Source organism: Gemmata algarum (genome assembly GCF_034097035.1).
Taxonomy (GTDB): domain Bacteria; phylum Planctomycetota; class Planctomycetia; order Gemmatales; family Gemmataceae; genus Gemmata; species Gemmata algarum.
In genome coordinates this window covers 1-18,463 of the sequence record NZ_JAXBLV010000181.1, presented here as the reverse complement: position 1 = coordinate 18,463, position 18,463 = coordinate 1, and the positions used below count along the sequence as shown (strand labels likewise).

Annotated in this window: 21 protein-coding genes and 1 pseudogene; 12 read left to right on the top strand and 10 right to left on the bottom strand. The window is 66.6% G+C overall.

Going from position 1 to position 18,463, the window contains the following annotated elements:
- Positions 1 to 433 precede the first annotated feature (433 nt).
- Entirely contained in the window at positions 434 to 1,090 is a 657-nt protein-coding gene (locus tag R5W23_RS16210) for a hypothetical protein (RefSeq protein ID WP_320687191.1), read from the top strand.
- A 103-nt stretch (positions 1,091 to 1,193) separates the two neighbouring features.
- Here R5W23_RS16210 and R5W23_RS16205 read toward each other — a convergent pair whose 3' ends face one another.
- Both R5W23_RS16205 and asnS read right to left on the bottom strand, forming a co-directional pair.
- On the bottom strand, positions 1,194 to 1,406 hold the full coding sequence (locus R5W23_RS16205; protein ID WP_320687190.1) for a hypothetical protein: 213 nt from the start codon (positions 1,404 to 1,406) through the stop codon (positions 1,194 to 1,196).
- A gap of 128 nt (positions 1,407 to 1,534) precedes the next feature.
- The gene (gene asnS / locus R5W23_RS16200; protein ID WP_320687189.1) at positions 1,535 to 2,932 is read right to left on the bottom strand and encodes an asparagine--tRNA ligase; all 1,398 of its coding nucleotides are present in this window, start codon (positions 2,930 to 2,932) and stop codon (positions 1,535 to 1,537) included.
- Between the two features lie 130 nt (positions 2,933 to 3,062).
- Between asnS and R5W23_RS16195 the strand changes: the two genes are divergently transcribed.
- Positions 3,063 to 3,353, top strand: a complete 291-nt coding sequence (locus R5W23_RS16195) for a hypothetical protein (RefSeq protein ID WP_320687188.1) — start codon at positions 3,063 to 3,065, stop codon at positions 3,351 to 3,353.
- Positions 3,354 to 3,383: 30 nt separating this feature from the next.
- Positions 3,384 to 3,644 carry a carboxymuconolactone decarboxylase family protein gene (locus R5W23_RS16190; RefSeq protein WP_320687187.1) on the top strand — a complete coding sequence of 87 codons (261 nt, stop codon included), beginning with the start codon at positions 3,384 to 3,386 and terminating at the stop codon, positions 3,642 to 3,644.
- Between the two features lie 66 nt (positions 3,645 to 3,710).
- Here R5W23_RS16190 and R5W23_RS16185 read toward each other — a convergent pair whose 3' ends face one another.
- Complete coding sequence (locus R5W23_RS16185; RefSeq protein ID WP_320687186.1) at positions 3,711 to 3,965, bottom strand: hypothetical protein; 255 nt, start codon at positions 3,963 to 3,965, stop codon at positions 3,711 to 3,713.
- 239 nt (positions 3,966 to 4,204) lie between these two features.
- Here R5W23_RS16185 and R5W23_RS16180 point away from each other — a divergent pair, with 239 nt between their 5' ends.
- A complete protein-coding gene (locus tag R5W23_RS16180) occupies positions 4,205 to 4,567 on the top strand; it encodes an RNA recognition motif domain-containing protein (RefSeq protein ID WP_407936134.1) in 363 nt (120 codons plus the stop codon).
- A 102-nt stretch (positions 4,568 to 4,669) separates the two neighbouring features.
- On the opposite strand, the gene rpsU is transcribed toward R5W23_RS16180, so the two are convergent.
- Positions 4,670 to 4,876, bottom strand: a complete 207-nt coding sequence (gene rpsU, locus R5W23_RS16175; RefSeq protein ID WP_261189565.1) for a 30S ribosomal protein S21 — start codon at positions 4,874 to 4,876, stop codon at positions 4,670 to 4,672.
- A gap of 137 nt (positions 4,877 to 5,013) precedes the next feature.
- Positions 5,014 to 5,280, bottom strand: a complete 267-nt coding sequence (locus R5W23_RS16170) for a hypothetical protein (RefSeq protein ID WP_320687185.1) — start codon at positions 5,278 to 5,280, stop codon at positions 5,014 to 5,016.
- Between the two features lie 360 nt (positions 5,281 to 5,640).
- On the opposite strand from R5W23_RS16170, the gene R5W23_RS16165 reads away from it, so the two are divergent.
- Positions 5,641 to 5,835: a hypothetical protein gene (locus tag R5W23_RS16165; RefSeq protein ID WP_320687184.1), complete on the top strand. Its 195-nt coding sequence runs from the start codon at positions 5,641 to 5,643 to the stop codon at positions 5,833 to 5,835.
- Between the two features lie 630 nt (positions 5,836 to 6,465).
- On the opposite strand, the gene R5W23_RS16160 is transcribed toward R5W23_RS16165, so the two are convergent.
- Together R5W23_RS16160 and R5W23_RS16155 are read right to left on the bottom strand one after the other, a co-directional pair.
- Complete coding sequence (locus R5W23_RS16160; protein ID WP_320687183.1) at positions 6,466 to 8,460, bottom strand: preprotein translocase subunit SecA; 1,995 nt, start codon at positions 8,458 to 8,460, stop codon at positions 6,466 to 6,468.
- Positions 8,461 to 9,065: 605 nt separating this feature from the next.
- A complete protein-coding gene (locus R5W23_RS16155; protein WP_320687182.1) occupies positions 9,066 to 9,947 on the bottom strand; it encodes a UbiA-like polyprenyltransferase in 882 nt (293 codons plus the stop codon).
- Between the two features lie 178 nt (positions 9,948 to 10,125).
- Here R5W23_RS16155 and R5W23_RS16150 point away from each other — a divergent pair, with 178 nt between their 5' ends.
- Together R5W23_RS16150 and R5W23_RS16145 are read left to right on the top strand one after the other, a co-directional pair.
- Positions 10,126 to 10,863, top strand: coding sequence for a glycosyltransferase family 2 protein (locus tag R5W23_RS16150; RefSeq protein ID WP_320687181.1), 738 nt, complete (start codon positions 10,126 to 10,128; stop codon positions 10,861 to 10,863).
- Positions 10,863 to 12,278 (top strand): hypothetical protein, encoded by a 1,416-nt coding sequence (locus R5W23_RS16145; protein WP_320687180.1) that lies wholly within the window; start codon positions 10,863 to 10,865, stop codon positions 12,276 to 12,278. The genes R5W23_RS16150 and R5W23_RS16145 overlap by 1 nt, the downstream gene beginning before the upstream one ends.
- A 66-nt stretch (positions 12,279 to 12,344) precedes the next feature.
- Here the strand turns inward: R5W23_RS16145 and R5W23_RS16140 are convergent, their stop codons facing one another.
- Positions 12,345 to 13,193 (bottom strand): hypothetical protein, encoded by an 849-nt coding sequence (locus R5W23_RS16140; protein WP_320687179.1) that lies wholly within the window; start codon positions 13,191 to 13,193, stop codon positions 12,345 to 12,347.
- 284 nt (positions 13,194 to 13,477) lie between these two features.
- Here R5W23_RS16140 and recA point away from each other — a divergent pair, with 284 nt between their 5' ends.
- Both recA and R5W23_RS16130 read left to right on the top strand, forming a co-directional pair.
- Entirely contained in the window at positions 13,478 to 14,644 is a 1,167-nt protein-coding gene (recA, locus tag R5W23_RS16135) for a recombinase RecA (protein WP_261189557.1), read from the top strand.
- A 193-nt stretch (positions 14,645 to 14,837) separates the two neighbouring features.
- Complete coding sequence (locus R5W23_RS16130) at positions 14,838 to 16,388, top strand: lipopolysaccharide biosynthesis protein (RefSeq protein ID WP_320687178.1); 1,551 nt, start codon at positions 14,838 to 14,840, stop codon at positions 16,386 to 16,388.
- On the opposite strand, the gene R5W23_RS16125 is transcribed toward R5W23_RS16130, so the two are convergent.
- Positions 16,336 to 16,641 carry a DUF167 domain-containing protein gene (locus R5W23_RS16125; protein WP_320687177.1) on the bottom strand — a complete coding sequence of 102 codons (306 nt, stop codon included), beginning with the start codon at positions 16,639 to 16,641 and terminating at the stop codon, positions 16,336 to 16,338. The genes R5W23_RS16130 and R5W23_RS16125 overlap by 53 nt on opposite strands.
- 101 nt (positions 16,642 to 16,742) lie before the next feature.
- Between R5W23_RS16125 and R5W23_RS16120 the strand changes: the two genes are divergently transcribed.
- From R5W23_RS16120 to R5W23_RS16110, 3 genes and pseudogenes are all read left to right on the top strand, one after another.
- Complete coding sequence (locus R5W23_RS16120; RefSeq protein ID WP_320687176.1) at positions 16,743 to 17,258, top strand: DinB family protein; 516 nt, start codon at positions 16,743 to 16,745, stop codon at positions 17,256 to 17,258.
- A gap of 78 nt (positions 17,259 to 17,336) precedes the next feature.
- The gene (locus tag R5W23_RS16115; protein ID WP_320687175.1) at positions 17,337 to 17,780 is read left to right on the top strand and encodes a TIGR03067 domain-containing protein; all 444 of its coding nucleotides are present in this window, start codon (positions 17,337 to 17,339) and stop codon (positions 17,778 to 17,780) included.
- A 68-nt stretch (positions 17,781 to 17,848) separates the two neighbouring features.
- Positions 17,849 to 18,208 (top strand): annotated as a pseudogene (locus tag R5W23_RS16110) (hypothetical protein); the annotation flags it as partial.
- A gap of 6 nt (positions 18,209 to 18,214) precedes the next feature.
- On the opposite strand, the gene R5W23_RS16105 reads toward R5W23_RS16110, so the two are convergent.
- A partial coding sequence (locus R5W23_RS16105; protein WP_320687174.1) for a Uma2 family endonuclease occupies positions 18,215 to 18,463 on the bottom strand: 249 nt, incomplete at its 5' end.

Here is an 18,463-nt window from a genome sequence, read left to right as displayed (position 1 = left end):
GCGCCACAGGTTCAGTTACCACTCGTACCACTCCGGTGCCAACCCCTGTTCCCACGTCCGCGGCGTTGGCACGTCCACTCGCTTCACACGCTGTCTGCCGCCCTCCCCGGCGGAACCCTGCGCCTTTCACCGACCCGCCGATCAGGGCCAGCATCGCCCCGCAATAAGGGCTTCTCTCCATTAAGGGAATTTGCGCACCAAGCAGATTGAGCCAAAATTCTGCTTGACAATTGCACCCTCTGTGAGAACATAGGGGCGCCAACTGAACCAACGTGACTTTCTCAACGCTCAGGAGGTTGTCTCGTGCGCACGTCTTTTCGCCCGAACTTGGAACCCCCTCGACCCGCGTGAGTTGCCGTCGGTAACGCCCTTCACATTCACGCTCACCACTGGTACCGTGGTGAGTGGGACATTTAACTATGACGGGACGGTTGTGGACTCAGCCCTCGCGTCGCAGCAGGTACCGGCGTCGGACGTGACAGTGGCGCTGAACGGTCAGGCGGCACTCGTGGTGGAACTGGTCGCGCCGGTGGCGACGTTCGCGCAAGGGCAATTGGAAGCGGTGTCGCTGATCGCGGTGGCCGTTGCAGGCGACGTAGCCGCCATCATCGACACGGCCGGAACGCTCTCACCGGTCTCCGTGACGAACCCCGCACCTCCGCTCAACCCGATCACGCCGCCGGTGCCAGGAGTTGGTCCCATCGATTGGCAGGCGATGTTGACCTCGTATGGCATCAAGATCGCTACCCTCGATTCGCTAGCGACCCAAATCGTAAGCGAGATGCAGCGCTTCGACGGTTTGGAGGCGCTGATTAAGGACCTGCGGATCAAAGCCCGATTCGCTGCGACGCCTGAAGAACGCCTCGGGTTTACCATGTTCGCCGACGCGTACCTCGACCAACTGCTCGGTTCGTCCCAACGCCTCGCAAATCTCACCTCGCAGTACGGTGAACTCTACCTGACGGCAGCGGCACAATTCGCGTTCCTTGAAGGCGCTTTGCCCGCCGAGTTGCGGGCTTTCCTTGTCCCACCCCCGGAGTTGCCCGAGGTGCCCTCGCTGTACTATGCCCCCCTGAGCGGCCTCGTCTGATCAATCTCGTGCAACTTCGAGGATTACGATCGTGAGCTGCATACTACTGAAAATGGCTCTCGGGCTAGCGCTCTTGGGAGAGCCGAGAGATACTCACCCGCGGTTACCGTTTTCTCGTGTTCTCCCGAATCCACAGCAGTTGCAAACCGACGGTACTCAGCGCGCGCTCAAGAGCTTCCGTGAACTGCTCCAGATTACGGAGCAGGATCGGAAGGAACTCGAACGTCGGACCGGCGAAGACAACAGCCGAACGATCGAGATCCTTCGGCGGAACGAAGAAGACCTGAAGCGACAGATCGCACGCCTTGAGCAGCAACGGGTCGCCCCGCCGAAACCCGCCATGCCGTTCCCGCGGCCCGGAGATGTCCGACCCAAGCCACCGGTCCGCGACTGACACCATCTTCGAGCGCCCGCCTCTTCGGGAGCGGGCGTTCTCATTTCCAGTCAGTACTCGGCGTTGCCGGGGGTGCGCGGGAACGGGATCACGTCGCGGATGTTCGCCATCCCGCTCAGGAACAGGATCGTCCGCTCGAGCCCCAGCCCGAACCCCGAGTGCGGTACCGTGCCGTAGCGGCGCAGGTCGAGGTACCACTGGTAGCCCTCGGGCGCAAGCCCCTGCTCCCGCATCCGCGATTCGAGCACGTCCAGGCGCTCCTCGCGCTGGCTGCCGCCGATGATCTCGCCCACCCCGGGCACCAGCACGTCCATCGCGCGCACGGTCTTCCCGTCGTCGTTCACCTTCATGTAGAAGGGCTTCAGCGTGCGCGGGTAATCGTACAGGATCACCGGGCACTTGAAGTGCTGCTCGGCCAGGTAGCGCTCGTGCTCGCTCTGGAGGTCCACGCCCCACGCCACCGGGTACTCCCACGTCTTGCCGCTCTTCAGCAGGATGTCCACGCCCTCCGTGTACGACACCCGCTTGAACCCGTTGTTGAGCACGTTCTCCAGCTTTTCGAACAGCCCCTTGTTGTTCTCCAGCTTCTCGGCGAAGAACTTGAGGTCTTCGAGGCAGTGCGTCATGGCGTCGGAGATGATCCGCTTCAGGAACGCCTCCGCGAGGTCCATGTTGTCCGCGAGGTCGTAGAAGGCCATCTCCGGCTCGATCATCCAGAACTCCGCGAGGTGCCGCGGGGTGTTCGAGTTCTCGGCGCGGAAGGTGGGGCCGAAGGTGTAGATCTTCCCCAGCGCGCACGCGAACGCCTCGCCCTGGAGCTGCCCGCTCACCGTCAGGTACGCCGGCTTGCCGAAGAAGTCCTGCTTGTAGTCCACCTTGCCGTCGGCCTTCGGCGGCGCGTCCGGGTCGATGGTGCTGACGCGGAACATCGCGCCGGCGCCCTCGCAGTCGCTGGCGGTGATGACCGGGGTGTGGACGTAGTAGAACCCGCGCTCGTGGAAGAACTGGTGGATCGACATCGACACCTGGTGCCGCACGCGGGCGACGGCCCCGAGCGTGTTGGTGCGGGGCCGCAGGTGCGCGATGCCGCGCAGGAACTCGAAGCTGTGCCCCTTCTTCTGGAGCGGGTACGTGTTCACGTCGGCGTCGCCGATCAGCTCCACGCTCGCCGCGAGCACCTCCGTGGCCTGCCCCTTGGCGGGCGACGCCTTCACCTCGCCGTCGATGCGGACGCTGGCCCCGGTGGGGAGGTGCTTCACCACCGACTCGTAGTTGGCGAGCTCGCCCGGGGCCACCACCTGCACGTTGCCCTGGCACGAGCCGTCGTTCAGTTCGATGAAGCTGAACCCGCCCTTCGAGTCGCGCCGGGTGCGCACCCAGCCCTGGAGCCGGACGTGCCGGCCGACCGCTTCGGCCCGGCGGGCGTCGGAAACGCTGATCTTGTCCACAGATTTGCTCCCTGCTTCGGAACTGCTGTCGGTAGTGTAGCCGTCGGGCGCCCCGGCGTTCAGCGCCGGGCGTTGCGGCGCCGCACCGGCGCCGGCAATAATGGCTGAAACAGACCGAGGGGGAACGCCGATGCCGTGGATCCAAACGGTCCCGCCGGATCAGGCCGACGCCGCGCTGCGGGCGGTGTACGAGTCCGTGTACGCGCTGTACCCGCCGGAGTACGGGCCGCCGGTGCCGGCGCTGGCGCGGCCCGGCGGCGCGGCCGACGGCGTCGTGGCCGCGCACAGCCTGATCCCCGAAGCGATGCGCCACATGATGTCGGGGCTGGCGGTGATGATGCAGCCGCACCTGCCGCTCACCCGGCGGCAGCACGAGATGATCGCGTCCGTGGTGTCGGCCCGGAACCGGTGCTTCTACTGAACGGAGAGCCACACCGAGTTCCTTCGTCGGGTGAGCCTCGACGACGAACTCGCCGCCGAGTTGCGGCGGGACCACACGCGGGCGAACCTGCCCGACGCCGACCGCGCGATGCTCGACTTCGTGGTGAAATTGACCGAGGCGCCGCACACCCACACCCGTGAGGACGTGGAGAAGCTGCGCGGGGCCGGGTTCGATGACGTGGGGGTGTCGCAGATCACCATGATCGCGGCGTTCTTCAACTACATCAACCGCGTGGCCGACGCGCTGGGGGTCGGCAAGCCCGACGAATAACGCCCGTGGGACCGCGTCGGGCCGGCGCGCGGGCGACCGGCCGCGGCCCGTCAATCAGGTCGGCGATTAAATCGCCGGCCTCCACGTGCCACCTTCGGAAGCCTGGATCCGGGCGAAGCACTGATCGGCGAGCGCACCGGCGATCTCGGGCGTCAGGCCGGCCCAGTGCCGCGCAATTCGGGAGAGGTCGGCGCGCGTCACGGGCAACGCGCCCAGCCACAGCTCGGCCTTTTGGTCGGGCTCCCGGGACTGGAACTGGAGCGGCTTTTGACCGCCTTCGGTCAACCACGTTAAGAACTCGACGGTCTGCGTGTCTTCCACGTTGTCCCCTCGTTGGCGCGTCGCGGCTGGGTCATGCTACCACGGGGCGCGCCGAACGCGGCCGATATTCCGCCAAGTTGCGGCGAGCCGTCTTAACGGCTCGCCGTTCTGCCCCCGGAGAAAAATTTTTAAGCCCGAAAGATTATGCGCGCAAACCCTACCATTTTGAGTACGATTAGTGTAGGCGGTACTTTCCGCCTGTGTTCGCTGGAGGCCCGACCGGGCCTGGGGGCGTGACCGTGGCAATGAATCTGTATGTGGGCAACATGTCGTTCTCGACCACCGAGGACGAGCTCCGGGAGCTGTTCTCCCAGTACGGCACCGTGACAAAAGCGCAAATCGTCATGGACCGCGAAACCGGGCGCCCCCGGGGGTTTGCGTTCGTCGAAATGAGCGATGGTGGCGATCAAGCCATCCAGGCGCTCAACGGCACGCAGGTCGGCGGGCGTAGCCTGACCGTCAACGAGGCCAAGCCCCGTGAGGGCGGTGGCGGCGGCGGCCGTGGTGGGTACGGCGGCGGTGGTGGTGGCGGCGGACGTGGTGGGTACGGCGGTGGAGGTGGGTACGGCGGCGGTGGCGGCGGTGGCCGACGCGGCTACTGAACCGGGGGCCGGACGCGCCGCGCCCGGCTTCAATTGCTACTCAACACCCATCTCGGTTGTGACTGCCGCCCGGGCGCATTGGCCGCCTCAGGCGGGCGCAGATCAGAACGGCCGTTCTTTCTTAACCGGCTTACCGAGCGCCGCCTTCTTAATCGCGCGCAGCCGGTTCGCTTCCTTCCGGGTTCGCAACTCGCACGGCTTGACGTAGTACTCGTGAGCGCGAACCTCCCGCTTGAGCCCGCTACGCTCGACCAGCTTCTTGAACCGTCGCAGGGCGGCACCGATCGGTTCCCGATCGTGCACCCGCATTCGCAAACCCATTACGCCTCCTGGTAAAGACTACCGCCGAATCACGTTACCGATCCGCGATCGGTAAGCCACACGAACACGTCCGATCGTTTCCACCACGTGCCCGCGTGAAATACGTGAGCGCGGGGCCATCGGCCTTAACGACGCTTGCTTCGTAGGTAAGCCCGCTGCTCATCCGGCCAGTAATAGCGGCTCTGGTGGGGCGGCGTCGGGATGACCAGCTCAAGGGCCTTGAGCAGTTCCGCCGAGCAGGTGAGCGTCCCGGCCTGTTGGTCGTAGACCACGAAGAGGGAGTAGTCCTGGGGGTGAACCAGGACACTCGAGAGCGGGTCGCGCCATCGCCATCCGCGGTCGAGCATCGCCAAAACCTGTTGCTCGGCGCTGAGAGAATCTTTCGATTTCACGACGATACTCGCGAGTTGTGGGCAATCGTAATGTATGGATTGCTTCCCTCATTCGCTGGGAATAATCCCGTCGATGGATCGATAGTTGAACGCGCGTCTTGCGGGGCGCAGGTCGGGTCCGCGGATCACTGGCGCGAGGTCGAGACGTGCGCCGGTTGCCTCCGGCACGCATCTGACCAAATTCCTTGATCGCTTCCCGATGGTACCTTCTGCGGTCGCCCCGCCGCCTCATAATGGGTGATGATACCGGCTCAAGGGATCACTTCCGCCAGACCGCCAAAGATCCCCCCGATCTTTCGCGAATCTCAGCTTCGGGCACGCAGTGTGCGGCACTCTCTGGTTCGCCCGGGAGACATCGTGATGCCTACGGACAACAAGTCGCCAAACAACGACGGCATCGGCGCCACCCCTCAACGGGAGTGGGAGTCGCCAGAAGGCGTGTTCGCCCGCATCCGTGCCGTTGCTTGTGACATCGGGGAGCGCGTGCGGAAGGCGCTGGGGCGCGACGATGACACCCGACCGCCCGGGTTTAACGGCCTCATGCTGGTCGCGTGAATCGTCGGCAACTCTCCCGCGCCCGGGCCGTCTGCGCGTTGCTACTGGCGTAATGCCGCGCCCAGCCCTGACACCGGGTCCGTCGCCCGTTCCGGGTTACGGCGACTTGCGAATGTCGGGTTCGCTGGCCGACGGTGATGTTTCGCACCCACCGGGCCTCGGTCTGATGGTACCCGCTCGCACCCTGGGCAGAAACAGTTTCATACCGAATCCAGTCGTTTCAAGTTGATATGGCGTGCTCCGCACGGGTCTTTGAGTGTGGTCCGCTCACTCCGTGAGCGGTTGCCCCGGGTATCGGATGGGCGTGGCGCATAGCAACCGGGTCTGCACGCCTGGGCAGCGAATCGGACCTGCGGGCCGACCGCTCACGGAGTGAGCGGACCACACTCAATGGGCAGGACCAAGCTGCACGAACTGGAAACGACTGAAAGCCGATTGAAGAGTAACAACTTCCTGTGGCTGGCTGAGGGCCGTTGCGCGTTTGGGTCTGGGTAGTCGGAGCAAACCCCTCTCCCCTTGGGGGAGGGGTTTCGTAGCCCGCCTCGTTACACACGGAACGGCCCTGGTAGTTGGCCTCTGTGAGGCGGGCTACAGAACACGGCGCGGAGACTCATCAACCGGATTCGGTCGTCAGTCCACATAGGGGTCCGCGCCGAGGTCCTGGAGCATCTCCTGGCGCTGCTTGTCGTAGTTCATCAGGTCGAGCCGCTGGCGGTAGTGCCGCGCCTCGACGCGCTTTTGCGCCTGGCGGAACAGCGGGGCGTATGCGTTCCAGTCGCGGTTCCCGCCGGCCTTCCCGAGCTGCAACAGCTCGCGCTGCTTCGCGACCCCCAGGCCCTCGAGCAACTGGTCCTCGAGCGAGAGCATGAACTGCGCGCTGCCCGGGTCGCCCTGGCGCCCGGCGCGGCCGACGAGCTGCCGGTCGATGCGCTCGGCCTCGTGCCGCTCGGTGCCGATCACGTGCAGCCCGCCCTTCTCGGCCACCCCCGGCCCGAGCTTGATGTCGGTGCCCCGCCCGGCCATGTTGGTGGCCACCGTCACCTTGCCCGGCTGCCCGGCCGCGGCCACCACCTCTGCCTCGTTCTCGTTCTGCTCGGCGTTGAGCACCTGATGCGTGACGCCCACCGCGGTCAGCTTCGCGCTGATCTTCTTCGACGCCTCCACGGTGCGGGTGCCGATCAGCACCGGGCGGCCGACCGCGAGCATCTCCTGCGTCTTCGCGACCACCGCGTCGAACCGCGCCTCCTCGGTCGGGAACACGAGGTCCGGCATGTTGTCGCGGCGGTTCGGCTTGTTGGTGGGCACCTTGGTGGTCCACCGCCGGTACACCTTGCGCATCTCCCAGAAGTTCGGCAGCAGCGTCCCGGACATGCCTGCGAGCTTGGTGTACAGGCGGTAGAAGTTCTGGAACGTGATCTGCGCGGCGTGCGAGCTGGGCATGTTGATCTGCACCTGCTCCTTGGCCTCGACCGCCTGGTGCAGCCCGTCCCGCCAGTGCCGGTCGGGCATCGGGCGGCCGGTGCCCTCGTCGATGATGACGATCTTCTTCTCGGCGTTCACCATGTAGTGGTGGTCGCGCATGAACCGGTGGTGCGCCTGGAGCCCGCGCTCGACCGCCTCGAGCAGCTTGTCCATCGCCTTGGCGTGCTTACCGGTGGGCGGGTTCGAGTACCGCACGAGGTGCTTGCCCGCGTCGGTCAGCTCGACCTTGTCCTTCTTCGCGTTCATCACGAAGTGCTCGTCGCGGCGCATCTCGCGGGCGAGCTTGTCGGCCCACTTGAACACCACCTGCTCGTCGGGCTCGGCGGCCCGGGTCGGGTTGGCGATGATGAGCGGGGTCTTGGCCTCGTCCACGAAGATGCTGTCGGCCTCGTCCACGATGGCGTAGTGCAGGGGCCGCTGGACCCGCGGGTCCAGGCGCCCCGCGCCGCCGGTCCACGCCGCCCAGAAGGGGGCCGCGTTGGCCTGCCCGCCGCGGAGCTTCAGCCGGTCGCGCAGGAAGTCGAACCCGAACTCGGCCGCGGTGCCGTAGGTGATGTCGGCCTTATACGCGGTCACCCGGGCGCTCTCGTCCATCTTCTGCTGGAGCACCCCAACGGACATGCCGAGCTTCTGGTACACCGGCCCGATCCACTCGGCGTCGCGCTTGGCGAGGTAGTCGTTGACGGTGGTGACGTGGACGCCCTTGCCGGACAGCGCGTTCAGGTACGCCGGGGCCGACGCGCTGACCGTTTTACCTTCCCCCGTGGAGAGCTCGACCAGCCCGCCGAAGTGCATCACCGTGCCGGCCGCGAGCTGCACGTCGAACGGCCGGATGTTGAGGGTGCGCTGGATCGAGATGGAGACCAGCCCGAACGCCTCCGGGAGCAGCTTGTCGAGGTCCCACTTGCCGCGGGCCTTGCCGCGCAGCTCCATGCTGAGTTCGATCAGCTTCTCGTCCGACACGTCCGCGTGCAGCTTCTCGTAGTACCGGATTTTGGGGATCATCAACGCGGCCTTCGCGAGCCGGCGGGTCCACGGGGTCCCGACCCGCGAAACGGCGCTGTTGACGGACCACGACCCGAGCCGCCCGGGCGTGTTCTCAATCTTCCGCGGGGCTTCGTGCGGCAGTTCGACGGCACCCATGCGCGTACCTCGGCGAGCGTTGATTCCCCGTTTAGCATACGGCGTAATCCGGCGGACCGCTACCGCGGCAGTGGCTCCCCACCCCTCCCGATCCGAAGCCGCGGCGGGGCACGTTTTGCGGCCCGGTGCCATCAGCCGGATAGGGTGAGGTGCCCTTCGCGCGGCGGAAGGCCGGACGACCGACGGGCACCGCGACCGGTTTTGGCGTTTTCCGCTCGCGCGGGTCTGTAACGGGGGGTACAGTGCGACACAAGTGCCGTTCGACTAGTCAACGACGGGACATTCGCTGGCGTCGGACTACCGATTCGCTACCGGTTCGCTGGGCGCCCGCTACCACCGAATCGTGCCCTCAAAACCCGGATAACACGCCCGTGCGAACGGAGGTTGGCTTAGGAGCGATTCAGGTGCGGCATCGCAACCTGTTAATGTGGAAAGTTTTGCGATGAATCGGTCCGGTAGAGCGGTTTCACCCGCGCGGATGAGAGCAGAGGCGCGACTGGTCCGTTGAGGGTCGCTCGAACTTCCAGAACGACGACACAGAGGAAATACCCCGGGTGCCAGCGGGAGCGTGATTGCGTCCGCGATCTGAATGGCACCGGAGCGGTTCACCGGACGGCGAGTTGGACCAGTACCACCGCGAGCAGCCCCAAGCTGATGACGCCGTTGACGTGGAAGAACGCGCGGTTCACGCGGGTCAGGTCGTCCGGGCGGACCAGCCAGTGCTCGTAAGCCAGGAGCGCCCCCACGGCCCCCAGGCCCGCCAGGAAGACGCCCCCGAGGTGCGGCGACGCGAAGTACAGCCCCACCAGCAGCGCGAACATGACCGCGTGGCACCCGGCGGCGATGCGGAGGCTCCGGGGGATGCCGAACCGGGCGGGAACGCTGTGCAGCCCGGCGTCCTTGTCGAACGCGGCGTCCTGGCAGGCGTAAAGGATGTCGAAGCCCGCGACCCAGAACCCGACCGCGCCGCCGAGCAGGAGCGGCACGGTCATTTCGGTGAAACCCCGGATCGCGACCCACGCCGCCACCGGGGCGAGCATGAGCGCGACCCCGAGCCAGAAGTGGGCGAGGCTGGTGAACCGCTTGGCGAGCGAGTAGCCCATTACGAACAGCAGCGTCGGGAGCGCCAGATACAGCGGCCACGGGTTGGCCGGCTCGCGGAGGTCGAAAATGAGGGTAGAGGCCACGAAGCCCACACAGCAAATGAGGGTAAACAGCCACACGGTCCCGACCGTCAGCGTGCCGGCGGGCAGGTGGCGCCCGGCGGTGCGAGGGTTGCGGGCGTCGATGTGCCGGTCGGCGACGCGGTTGAACGCCATCGCGGCGCTGCGCGCGAACACCATGCACAGCAGGACGCCGACGAGGTCTTCCCAGCGGAACGGCTCGTCCCGCCACGCGAGCGCCGCCGACAGGGCGGCGAACGGCAGCGCGAAAACGGTGTGGCTGAACCGGATCAGTTCCAGCAGCTTGCGTGTGGCGGTGAGCATGGTGTCAGGTTTCGCGACTCGCCGCCGGGTTTCAACCCCGGCCGCCGAAGAACGAACCGCGTCCGCGCCGGAACCGCAACCCGATGAAAGGTCCGGTCCGACCGGCGGTTTGATCTGGTACGCAGTGTGCAAGTAGAATGGAACCGGCTGTCCTTTCCCCGTGAATCGAAAGCACCTCATGCGCGTTCTCACCGCGATTCCCGTTTATAACGAGGCCAAGCACGTTCGCGAGGTCCTCGCGGAGGTGCGGCAATATACGCCCGACATCCTGGTCGTGAACGACGGCTCCACCGACGGCACCGCCGAATTGCTCGACCGCGAGCCCGGCCTCTTGCGGATCGACCACCCGCAGAACCGCGGGTACGGGGCGGCGCTGATCTCGGCGTTCGCGTTCGCCCGCGCGAGCACGTTCGACGTGTTGGTCACGATGGACTGCGACGGCCAGCACCAACCCGAGCGCATCTCGGTGCTCCTGGAAGCGATTCACGACTGCGACATCGTGTCCGGCTCGCGCTACTTCCGCGACTTCCGCCAGGACACCCCGGCGCCCACCGACCGCCGGTTCATCAACGCCACCATCACGCGCGAGATCAACGCGAAGTACGGCTTCAACCTGACGGACACGTTCTGCGGGTTCAAAGCGTACCGCCGCGAGGCGCTGGAGAAGCTGAACATCACCGAGCGCGGCTGGGGGATGCCGCTGCAACTGTGGGTGCAGGCCGCCCGCCAAGAACTGCGGGTGAAAGAAATCGGGGTGCCGCGGTTGTACCTGGACCCGAACCGGGCGTTCGGTGGGGTGATGAACGACCCCGAACAACGGCTCGCGTACTACCGCGCGGTGCTCGCGTCCGCGGAACGCGACGAACTGCCCGCGGCCCGCGCGGCGGCGTGCTGTCCGTGCCCGGGGACGCGCTGATGCGGCACCGGTTTCGCGCCCCGAAGGCCGACGGCGAGGTTTTGGCCGAACCGGGCTTCGACGCCGTTCCGGGGCTGGTCGAAGCCAACCGCGCGCGCCTCGATCGCGCTGATGTGGTTGTCGGCGGGTTGTCGCTTCACGAGCTGCGGGCGTTGGCGCGACGCGAGGCGCTGGATCAGGCGGGCGGAACGGGCGACGGCCCGCTGCTGCTCGCGGGTCACCAGCCCGAGCTGTCGCACCCGGGCGTGTGGGTCAAGAACTTCGCGCTCAACGGCCTCGCCCGGCGGCTCGGCGGCGCCCCGCTCAACCTGATCGTCGATAACGACACGCTCAAGAGCACCGCGATTCGTTTCCCGGTACTACGTGACCACGACCCGGCTTCCGTTCACTTTCAGGCACTGAACTTCGACACGCTTGCGGGCGAAGTTCCTTACGAGGACCGCACGGTTCACGACGGCGAACAGTTCCGCACGTTCGCGGAGCGAGCCGCCCCGCTGTGGGCCGATTGGGGCTACGAGCCGCTACTGGCGAAGCACTGGGCGGGCGGTACGAACGTGGGCGAGGCGTTCACGGCGATGCGCGTGGGGCGCGAGCGGGCGTGGGGCTGTCGCAACCTCGAACTGCCGATCAGCCGGTTGGCGCGAACGGACGCGTTCGCCCGCTTCGCCCGTCACGTCCTCGGCGATCTGCCGCGGTTTCGTGCGGCGTACAACGCGGCGATTCGCGCCTACCGGGTCGCGAATCGCGTTCGTAGCGCGAACCACCCGGCGCCGGAGTTGGCGGAGGGCGAAGGCCCGTTCTGGGTGCGCACCGGCGCCGGCCGGCGGCAGCGCGCGACACCCGCGAGCGACACGAGCGAGCTGCGCCCACGGGCGCTCACGCTAACGCTTTTTGCCCGGGTATGCTTGGGCGATTTCTTCATCCACGGGATCGGCGGCGGGAAGTACGACGAGGTCACCGACGACATCATTCGCGACTACTTCGGCATCGAGCCGCCCGCGTATCAGGTGCTGTCCGCGACCTTGCATTTGCCGCTCCCCGCGTTTCCGTCCACCGCTCGTGACTTGCAGGCCGCGGAACGCCGGGTACGTGATCTGCGCTGGAACCCGCACGCGCGTCCGGATGCGCCGGCCGACCTCGTGCGCGAACACGCGCGGCTCGCGGCGTCGGAGCCACCTTACGGTGATCACGCGGCGCGGCGCGAGTGGTTCCGGGCGCTGCAACGGGTGAAGGAAGGGCTACGGGAAGCTGCGACGACTGGAGTGTCCGCTGCCGCAGCCGAAGTGAAACGCATCCGGAGCGAGGTCGAGGCGAACGCGATCCTCCGGCGCCGCGACTACCCCTGGGTGCTGTACCCCGAAGACACCTTGCGGCCGTTTCTGACCGGTGCGGGCGAACGCGCGCGCGGAAGTTAAAACGCCGGCGGCCGGAACCTCAGTGGCTCCGGCCGCCGGCGCTGTCTGATCTCGCAAGCCATCGATTTACGGCTTTTTCTCGTCAACCATCTTCTTGGTAGCGGCCACGATCTCGGCGACCTTCTCGTCGGTCAACTCGTCCGTCTTCAGGCTCCACCGCTGCACGATCCGCAACCGGTTGTAGATGATGATCGTGACCGGCGCCGTCTCCTCGATCTTGAACGCGGTCACGGCGCCGGACTTGTCGGCCGCCAGCCCGAACGGCACCTTGTTCGCGCGGACCTTGCAGGCGTACTCCTGCACCAGCTTGACCTTGTCCGCCCGCCTCTCGTCGTGCGGGAACTCCAGGTCCACCGCGACCTTCTGTTCGCTCCCGTCCTCGCCCTTCACGGTGACGGCTTTGGTGCCCCCCTCGAGCCAGAGGAACATCACGAACGCGGCCAGCTTGTCCGCTTGGTACGTCGTCAGCAAGCCGTCGCGGGGCCGCACGTCCCGGACCTTCTCGTTCTTGTTCTCGTGGTCCAACTCTCGGAGCAGTTTGCCGAGCCCGGACTCGGCGTCGAGGCGGCCGGCGTCCGCACGCACGAAGACGGCCACCACCGGCGCCAGCCCGTACTCGCTGACCAGGTCGTGCATCTTCCCGCTGCGGTCCCGCGGGTCGCGGTCGCCGTCGTTGACCTTGTCCTCGTCCTTGGCCTTTTCGCCCAGCGCGAGCGCGGCACACTCCGGCCACCCGTCGCCGGTATCGAGCCGGTGCTTGGTTTTGAGCGAGAACCGGTTGTCCACCACGAGCTGGGCGCGGAACGTGGACGGGACCACGTTTTCGGCCTTCGCACCGCGCTTCGGCTCCTGGGCCTGTGCGAGCGCGAACCCGGCGACCAGTCCGCCCAGCGCGACCGCCAATCGAATGCTCATCCGCTCCTCCCGAGTCCGCCGCCAGGGCGCCACACGATACGTTCAGCCTGACAGCCGCCGCCGGTCCCGTCAAGCGGGCGGCGCGGGCGGTGCGGGAAGTTTCTCCCGCGCCGGTACGAGTTTGTGGCGCGTAGCACGTGCCCACACGCGCCCCGACAACCGGCCGCGCCGGAAAAGTGCGCCGCCGGCCCGGCTGCTGACCTTCAGTTGTTCCCCGCGCGCGGGTAAACTTCACCCCGTTACGACTGACCCACACTAAACCGCTCGAAGGATGGGACCGCATCATGGCCGAGAAAGGCGACAAACTGGAGAAGAGCAAAGAAGGCGGCGGGAGCATCAAGGACAACAAGGAACTGAAGACCGCCCTCGCGGCGATCGAGAAGGAGTTCGGCAAAGGTTCCATCATGTCGCTCGGCGACATGAACAGCCTGGACATCGAGTGCATCTCGACCGGGGCGCTGAGTCTGGACTTGGCGCTCGGCGGCCGGGGCATCCCGCGCGGGCGCATCGTCGAGATCTACGGCGCCGAGGCGAGCGGCAAAACCACCATCGCCCTTCACACCATCGCGCAGGCCCAGAAGGCCGGCGGCGTGGCCGCCTTCATCGACGCCGAGCACGCCCTCGACCCGAACTGGGCGAAGCGCCTGGGCGTGGACCTGGACAACCTTCTCGTCTCCCAACCGGGCTACGGCGAAGAGGCGCTGCGTATCGCGGAGATGCTCGTCAAGTCGAACGCCGTGGACCTGATCGTCGTGGACTCGGTCGCGGCCCTGGTGCCGAAGAACGAGATCCAGGACAGCGAGATCGGCGACACGAAGGTCGGGTTGCAGGCCCGGCTCATGAGCCAGGCGATGCGCATCCTGACCCCGCAGATCAACAAGAGCCGCACCTGCCTGCTGTTCATCAACCAGATCCGCCAGAAGATCGGCGTGATGTACGGCGACCCGAACACCACCACCGGCGGGCTCGCGCTGAAGTTCTACGCCAGCGTCCGGATGGAGGTGAAGCGGGTCACGCACGTGAAGGACGGCGAGGACACGATCGGCGCCGAAACGCGGGTCCGCGTGGTGAAGAACAAGATCGCCCCGCCGTTCCGCAACGCCGAGTTCGAGCTGCTGCACGACCGCGGCATCGACTTCGAGGGCGACGTCATCAAGCTGGCGCTGGAGGACGAGGTCATCGAGAAGAGCGGGGCGCACTTCTCGTACAAGGAGCAGCGGCTCGGCCAGGGCCTCAAGAACGCGGTCGAGTTCCTGCGCGAGAACCACGCGGTGCGGGACGAGATCGTGGCGGCGGTGAAGGAAAAGCGGACCCCGAAGGTGGTGGACGCGGCGGCCCTCGAGGCGACCGCCGCGCAGGAAGAAGCGGAAGCCGCCGCGGCCCTCGCGGCGCTGGGCGAAGAGGTCGAGATCGCGCCCAAGAAGAAGCGGGGCAAGGCCGCCGCGGAGTAGCGCGACGCACCCGGGCGAACCCCGCCCGCCGGGGCGGGGGCGGGTGCCCCGCGGGTGCCCGCCCGGTTGCTGGCGCTCACAGCAACCGCCACCCCTCGCGCTCCGACGCCCCCGCCCACAAGGGCGGGGTTCGCCTTTTTTGTCGGTGGCGCGGTGTGGTAACCTTTGCGCCCCCCGCACGGAGGCGTTTGCGTTGTCTGAATCGCGTTCGGCCAAGCGGTCCCTTCTGATCGGCGCGGCGACCAACTGGGCCGCGTTCGTCGCGACGCTCGCGGTCGGCTTCTTCCTCGCCCCGTACATGGTGAAATCGCTCGGCGTCGCCCGGTACGGCGTGTGGTGCGTCGTGGAGAGCGTCCTCGCGTACTTTACCCTATTCGACATGGGCATCGCGGCGTGCCTGGTCCGGTTCGTCGCGAAATACCACGCCACCGAGTCGCGCCACGAACTCAACAAACTCGTGTCGGCGTGTCTGGCTCTGTTCGTACTCGCCGGGGCGGGGGTGCTGCTCGTCGGCGGGGCGGTCGTGCCGTTCGTCGCGCCGGGGTTGGAACGCAAACTCGGTGAGTCTGGAGACGTGCTGTCGTTCACGTTGCTGGTGCTTGCGAACTTGGCCGTCACACTCCCGCTGAGTGCGTTCCCGGCGATCCTCGACGGGCTCCAGCGGTTCGGGGTCAAGAGCCTCGTCCGGCTCGTGTGCTTGGCGCTGCGTGTGGGCGGGATCGTGTGGGTGATGGAAACGCGCCCCGGGCTCCTGCCGCTGGCCGTTGTGTTGACCGTCACGAACGTGCTCGAACATGCACTGATGGCGCTATGCTGCTTCCGGTTTCTGCCCGGCCTGCGGGTTTCGATCCGACTGATCGATCGGGCCACGGTGAAGGACGTGCGCGGGTACAGCCTCGACGCCTTCCTGGCGATGGTCGCGGGCCGCATCACCGTGCAAACGGGCGCGATCGTGACGGGCGGGTTCCTCACGTTCGCGGCGGCGGCGCACTACGCCATCGCCTTACGGCTGGTGGACATGGCGAAGAACCTCCTCCGCTCCGCGACCACCACGCTCACGCCGGCCGTCAGCCAGCGCGAGGCGTCAGGGGACATGACGGGCGTGCGCCGGGTGCTGCTCGACGGCACCCGCGCGGTGCTGTACCTCGTCCTGCCGATTCACCTGGGGCTGCTGTTCTTCGGCGCGCCGTTCCTGGTGCGGTGGATGGGCGGGGAGCAGTACGCCGAGTGGTGCTTTCCCGCGACGGCCGTGCTCTCCGCGACACTCACCATCGGCGTGGCGCAGTCGGTCGCGTCGCGCATTCTGTACGGGATGGGGAAGCTCAAGCTTTTCGCGCGGCTCGCGCTGGTGGAGGCCGGCGTGAACCTCGCACTGAGCCTTACTTTGGTTAAACCGTTCGGGATCGTGGGCGTTGCGGTCGCGGTCGCGGTTCCGAACGTCCTGTTCTGCCTGTTTGTAATCGGATACGCGTGCCGCACGCTCGATGTGGGTGTGTGGCACTACCTGCGCGAGAGCTGGACGAAGCCGCTCGTCGCCGTGAGCGTGCCGGCGCTCGTGTGGTGGGGCGTGACTCCGGTCGAAGCGAAGTGGCTGAGCATCGCGATCGGTGTCGCGACCGGGCTCGCGCCGTTCGCCGCAGTGGTCGCCGCGATCGAACTGGCCCCGCGGCGCCAGGCCCTGTGGGCACGGTTCAGTCGCCCTCGTCCAACGCCGGAATCAGGTCCGCGAGTTGCTGAGGCGTAACCCCGCGGACCAGGATCACCTTGTTGCGGTTCGTTTGCCCGCTCAGCAGCACCAACTGCGATCGTTGTAGTTTGAAGTGGTCGCGGAGCAGTGCAAGAACGGCGTCGTTGGCGCGCCCGTCCTCCGGCGGCGCCGTGACCGAAACCCGCAGCGCGCCGGCTCGCTCACCCAGAACGGCATTCTTCTTGGCTTTCGGCTGCACGCGCACCGCGAGCGTGGCGCCTTCGGCGTGCGCCGTTACAGCGGCTGCCATCAGTGAAGTACCTCGACCATCGCACGCGGTGTCGGAAAGGGGTACGCGCCGTTCCCGCTAAGATAGCCGCCGGAACCACTCACGACGCGAGGCGCCCGCCAATGCAACGACCGGAGCCGACCGAATACGCGCCGTTCTACGGAACGTACATCACCCTGGTTCCCGAGGGCGATGTACTCGCGGCGATGGAATCGCAGCTCACCGAGACGCTCGCGTTCTGGCGCGCCATTCCCGAATCGCAAGGGGACGTGTGCCACGCGCCGTACACCTGGACTGTGAAACAGGTGATTGGGCACCTGATCGACGGCGAACGCATCTTCGGCTACCGGGCGCTGCGGTTCGCCCGCGGCGACTCCACCCCGCTGCCGGGGTTCGAGGAGAACGACTACGCAAAGACGGGCCACTATGAGCGGCTCACCGTCGCGGCCCTGGTGAGCGAGTTCGAGGCGGTGCGGCGGTCGAGCCTCTGGCTGTTCCGCAACCTCCCCGCGGAGGCGTGGGCGCGGAGCGGCAAGGCGAACGATTCGCCGGTCACCGTCCGGGCGTTGGCGTACATCGTCGTCGGCCACGTCCGGCACCACGGCAGCATCCTCCGCAAGCGACTCGGCGCGGCGTGAGTTCGGCCGGAATTCTGTTAACGGCTCCGAACCGATCGGTATCCTGTCCCCGGACTTCTCACACTCGGGGATTCTCACATGCGATTCCTGTTGCTCGGGTGCGCGCTCGCGTTCGTTTGCTCCACCGTGCGCGGGGACGACGAGGCCGCCAAGAAGGAGCTGAAGGCGCTGGAGGGCACGTGGACGGTCGTTGCCGCCGAACACGACGGCGACCCGCTGGAGCGCGTCGTCGGCGGGGAGATGGTCATCAAGGAGAACAACTTCCACGTCAAAACGAAGAACGGCACCGAGCTGAAGGGCGATCTGGTTCTCAACCCGACGAAGAAGCCCAAGCACATCGACTACGTCCACCAGGACGGCCCGCTCAAGGACAAGAAGTGGGAAGGCATTTACGAACTGAAGGGCGACACGCTCAAGATCTGCTACGCAGAAGCGGATAGCGAGAAAGAGCGGCCGACCGAGTTCAAGACGCTGAAGAACTCGAAGCTGCTGTACCTCGAGTTGCAGCGCGAGAAGAAGTAGATGACGGCCCGCGTGCTCGCGCTCGACCTCGAGCGCACCCTCATTTCCGACGCGCTCCGCGCCGCCCCGCGCTGGCGGAGTTCCTCGCGTTCTGCTTTGCCCGGTTCGAGCGCGTCGTGCTGCTCACCACCGTCGAGGAACCCGACGCCCGCGCGGCGCTCGACCAACTCGTGGCGCGGGGGCACGTCCCCGCAGAACTGATCGAATCGCTCGAGTACGTGCCCTGGGTCGGTGAGTACAAGGATCTGGCGTTCGTGCGCGGTGCGAGGCCGGAAGAAATCCTGTTCGTTGACGACGACGAGGGCTGGATACGACCGGACCAGCGTTCACGCTGGGTGCCGATCGCGCCGTGGGACGGCGGCCCGGACGAAGAGCTGAAGCGCATCCGTGAGGTGCTCGAGCAAGGGCTCGGGTCGGCAGGCGGTTGAACCATGTCAGATGAACAGATCGGCGACCGGGCACGCGAACCCCGGCAGCACGTTCTCGCCCGAGAGCGTTCCCGTTTCGTCCAACTCGACGCAGGTGCCGTCGGCGCGGCGCACCAGCACGGTGCGCGTCTCGGGGCTGATGACCCAGATCAGTTTCACGCCGACCGATTTGAACTCGGTGACCTTTACGGCCACTTCTTCGTAGGTGTCGTGCGTGGACACCGCTTCGACGACCAAGTCGGGCACCAGTGCGAG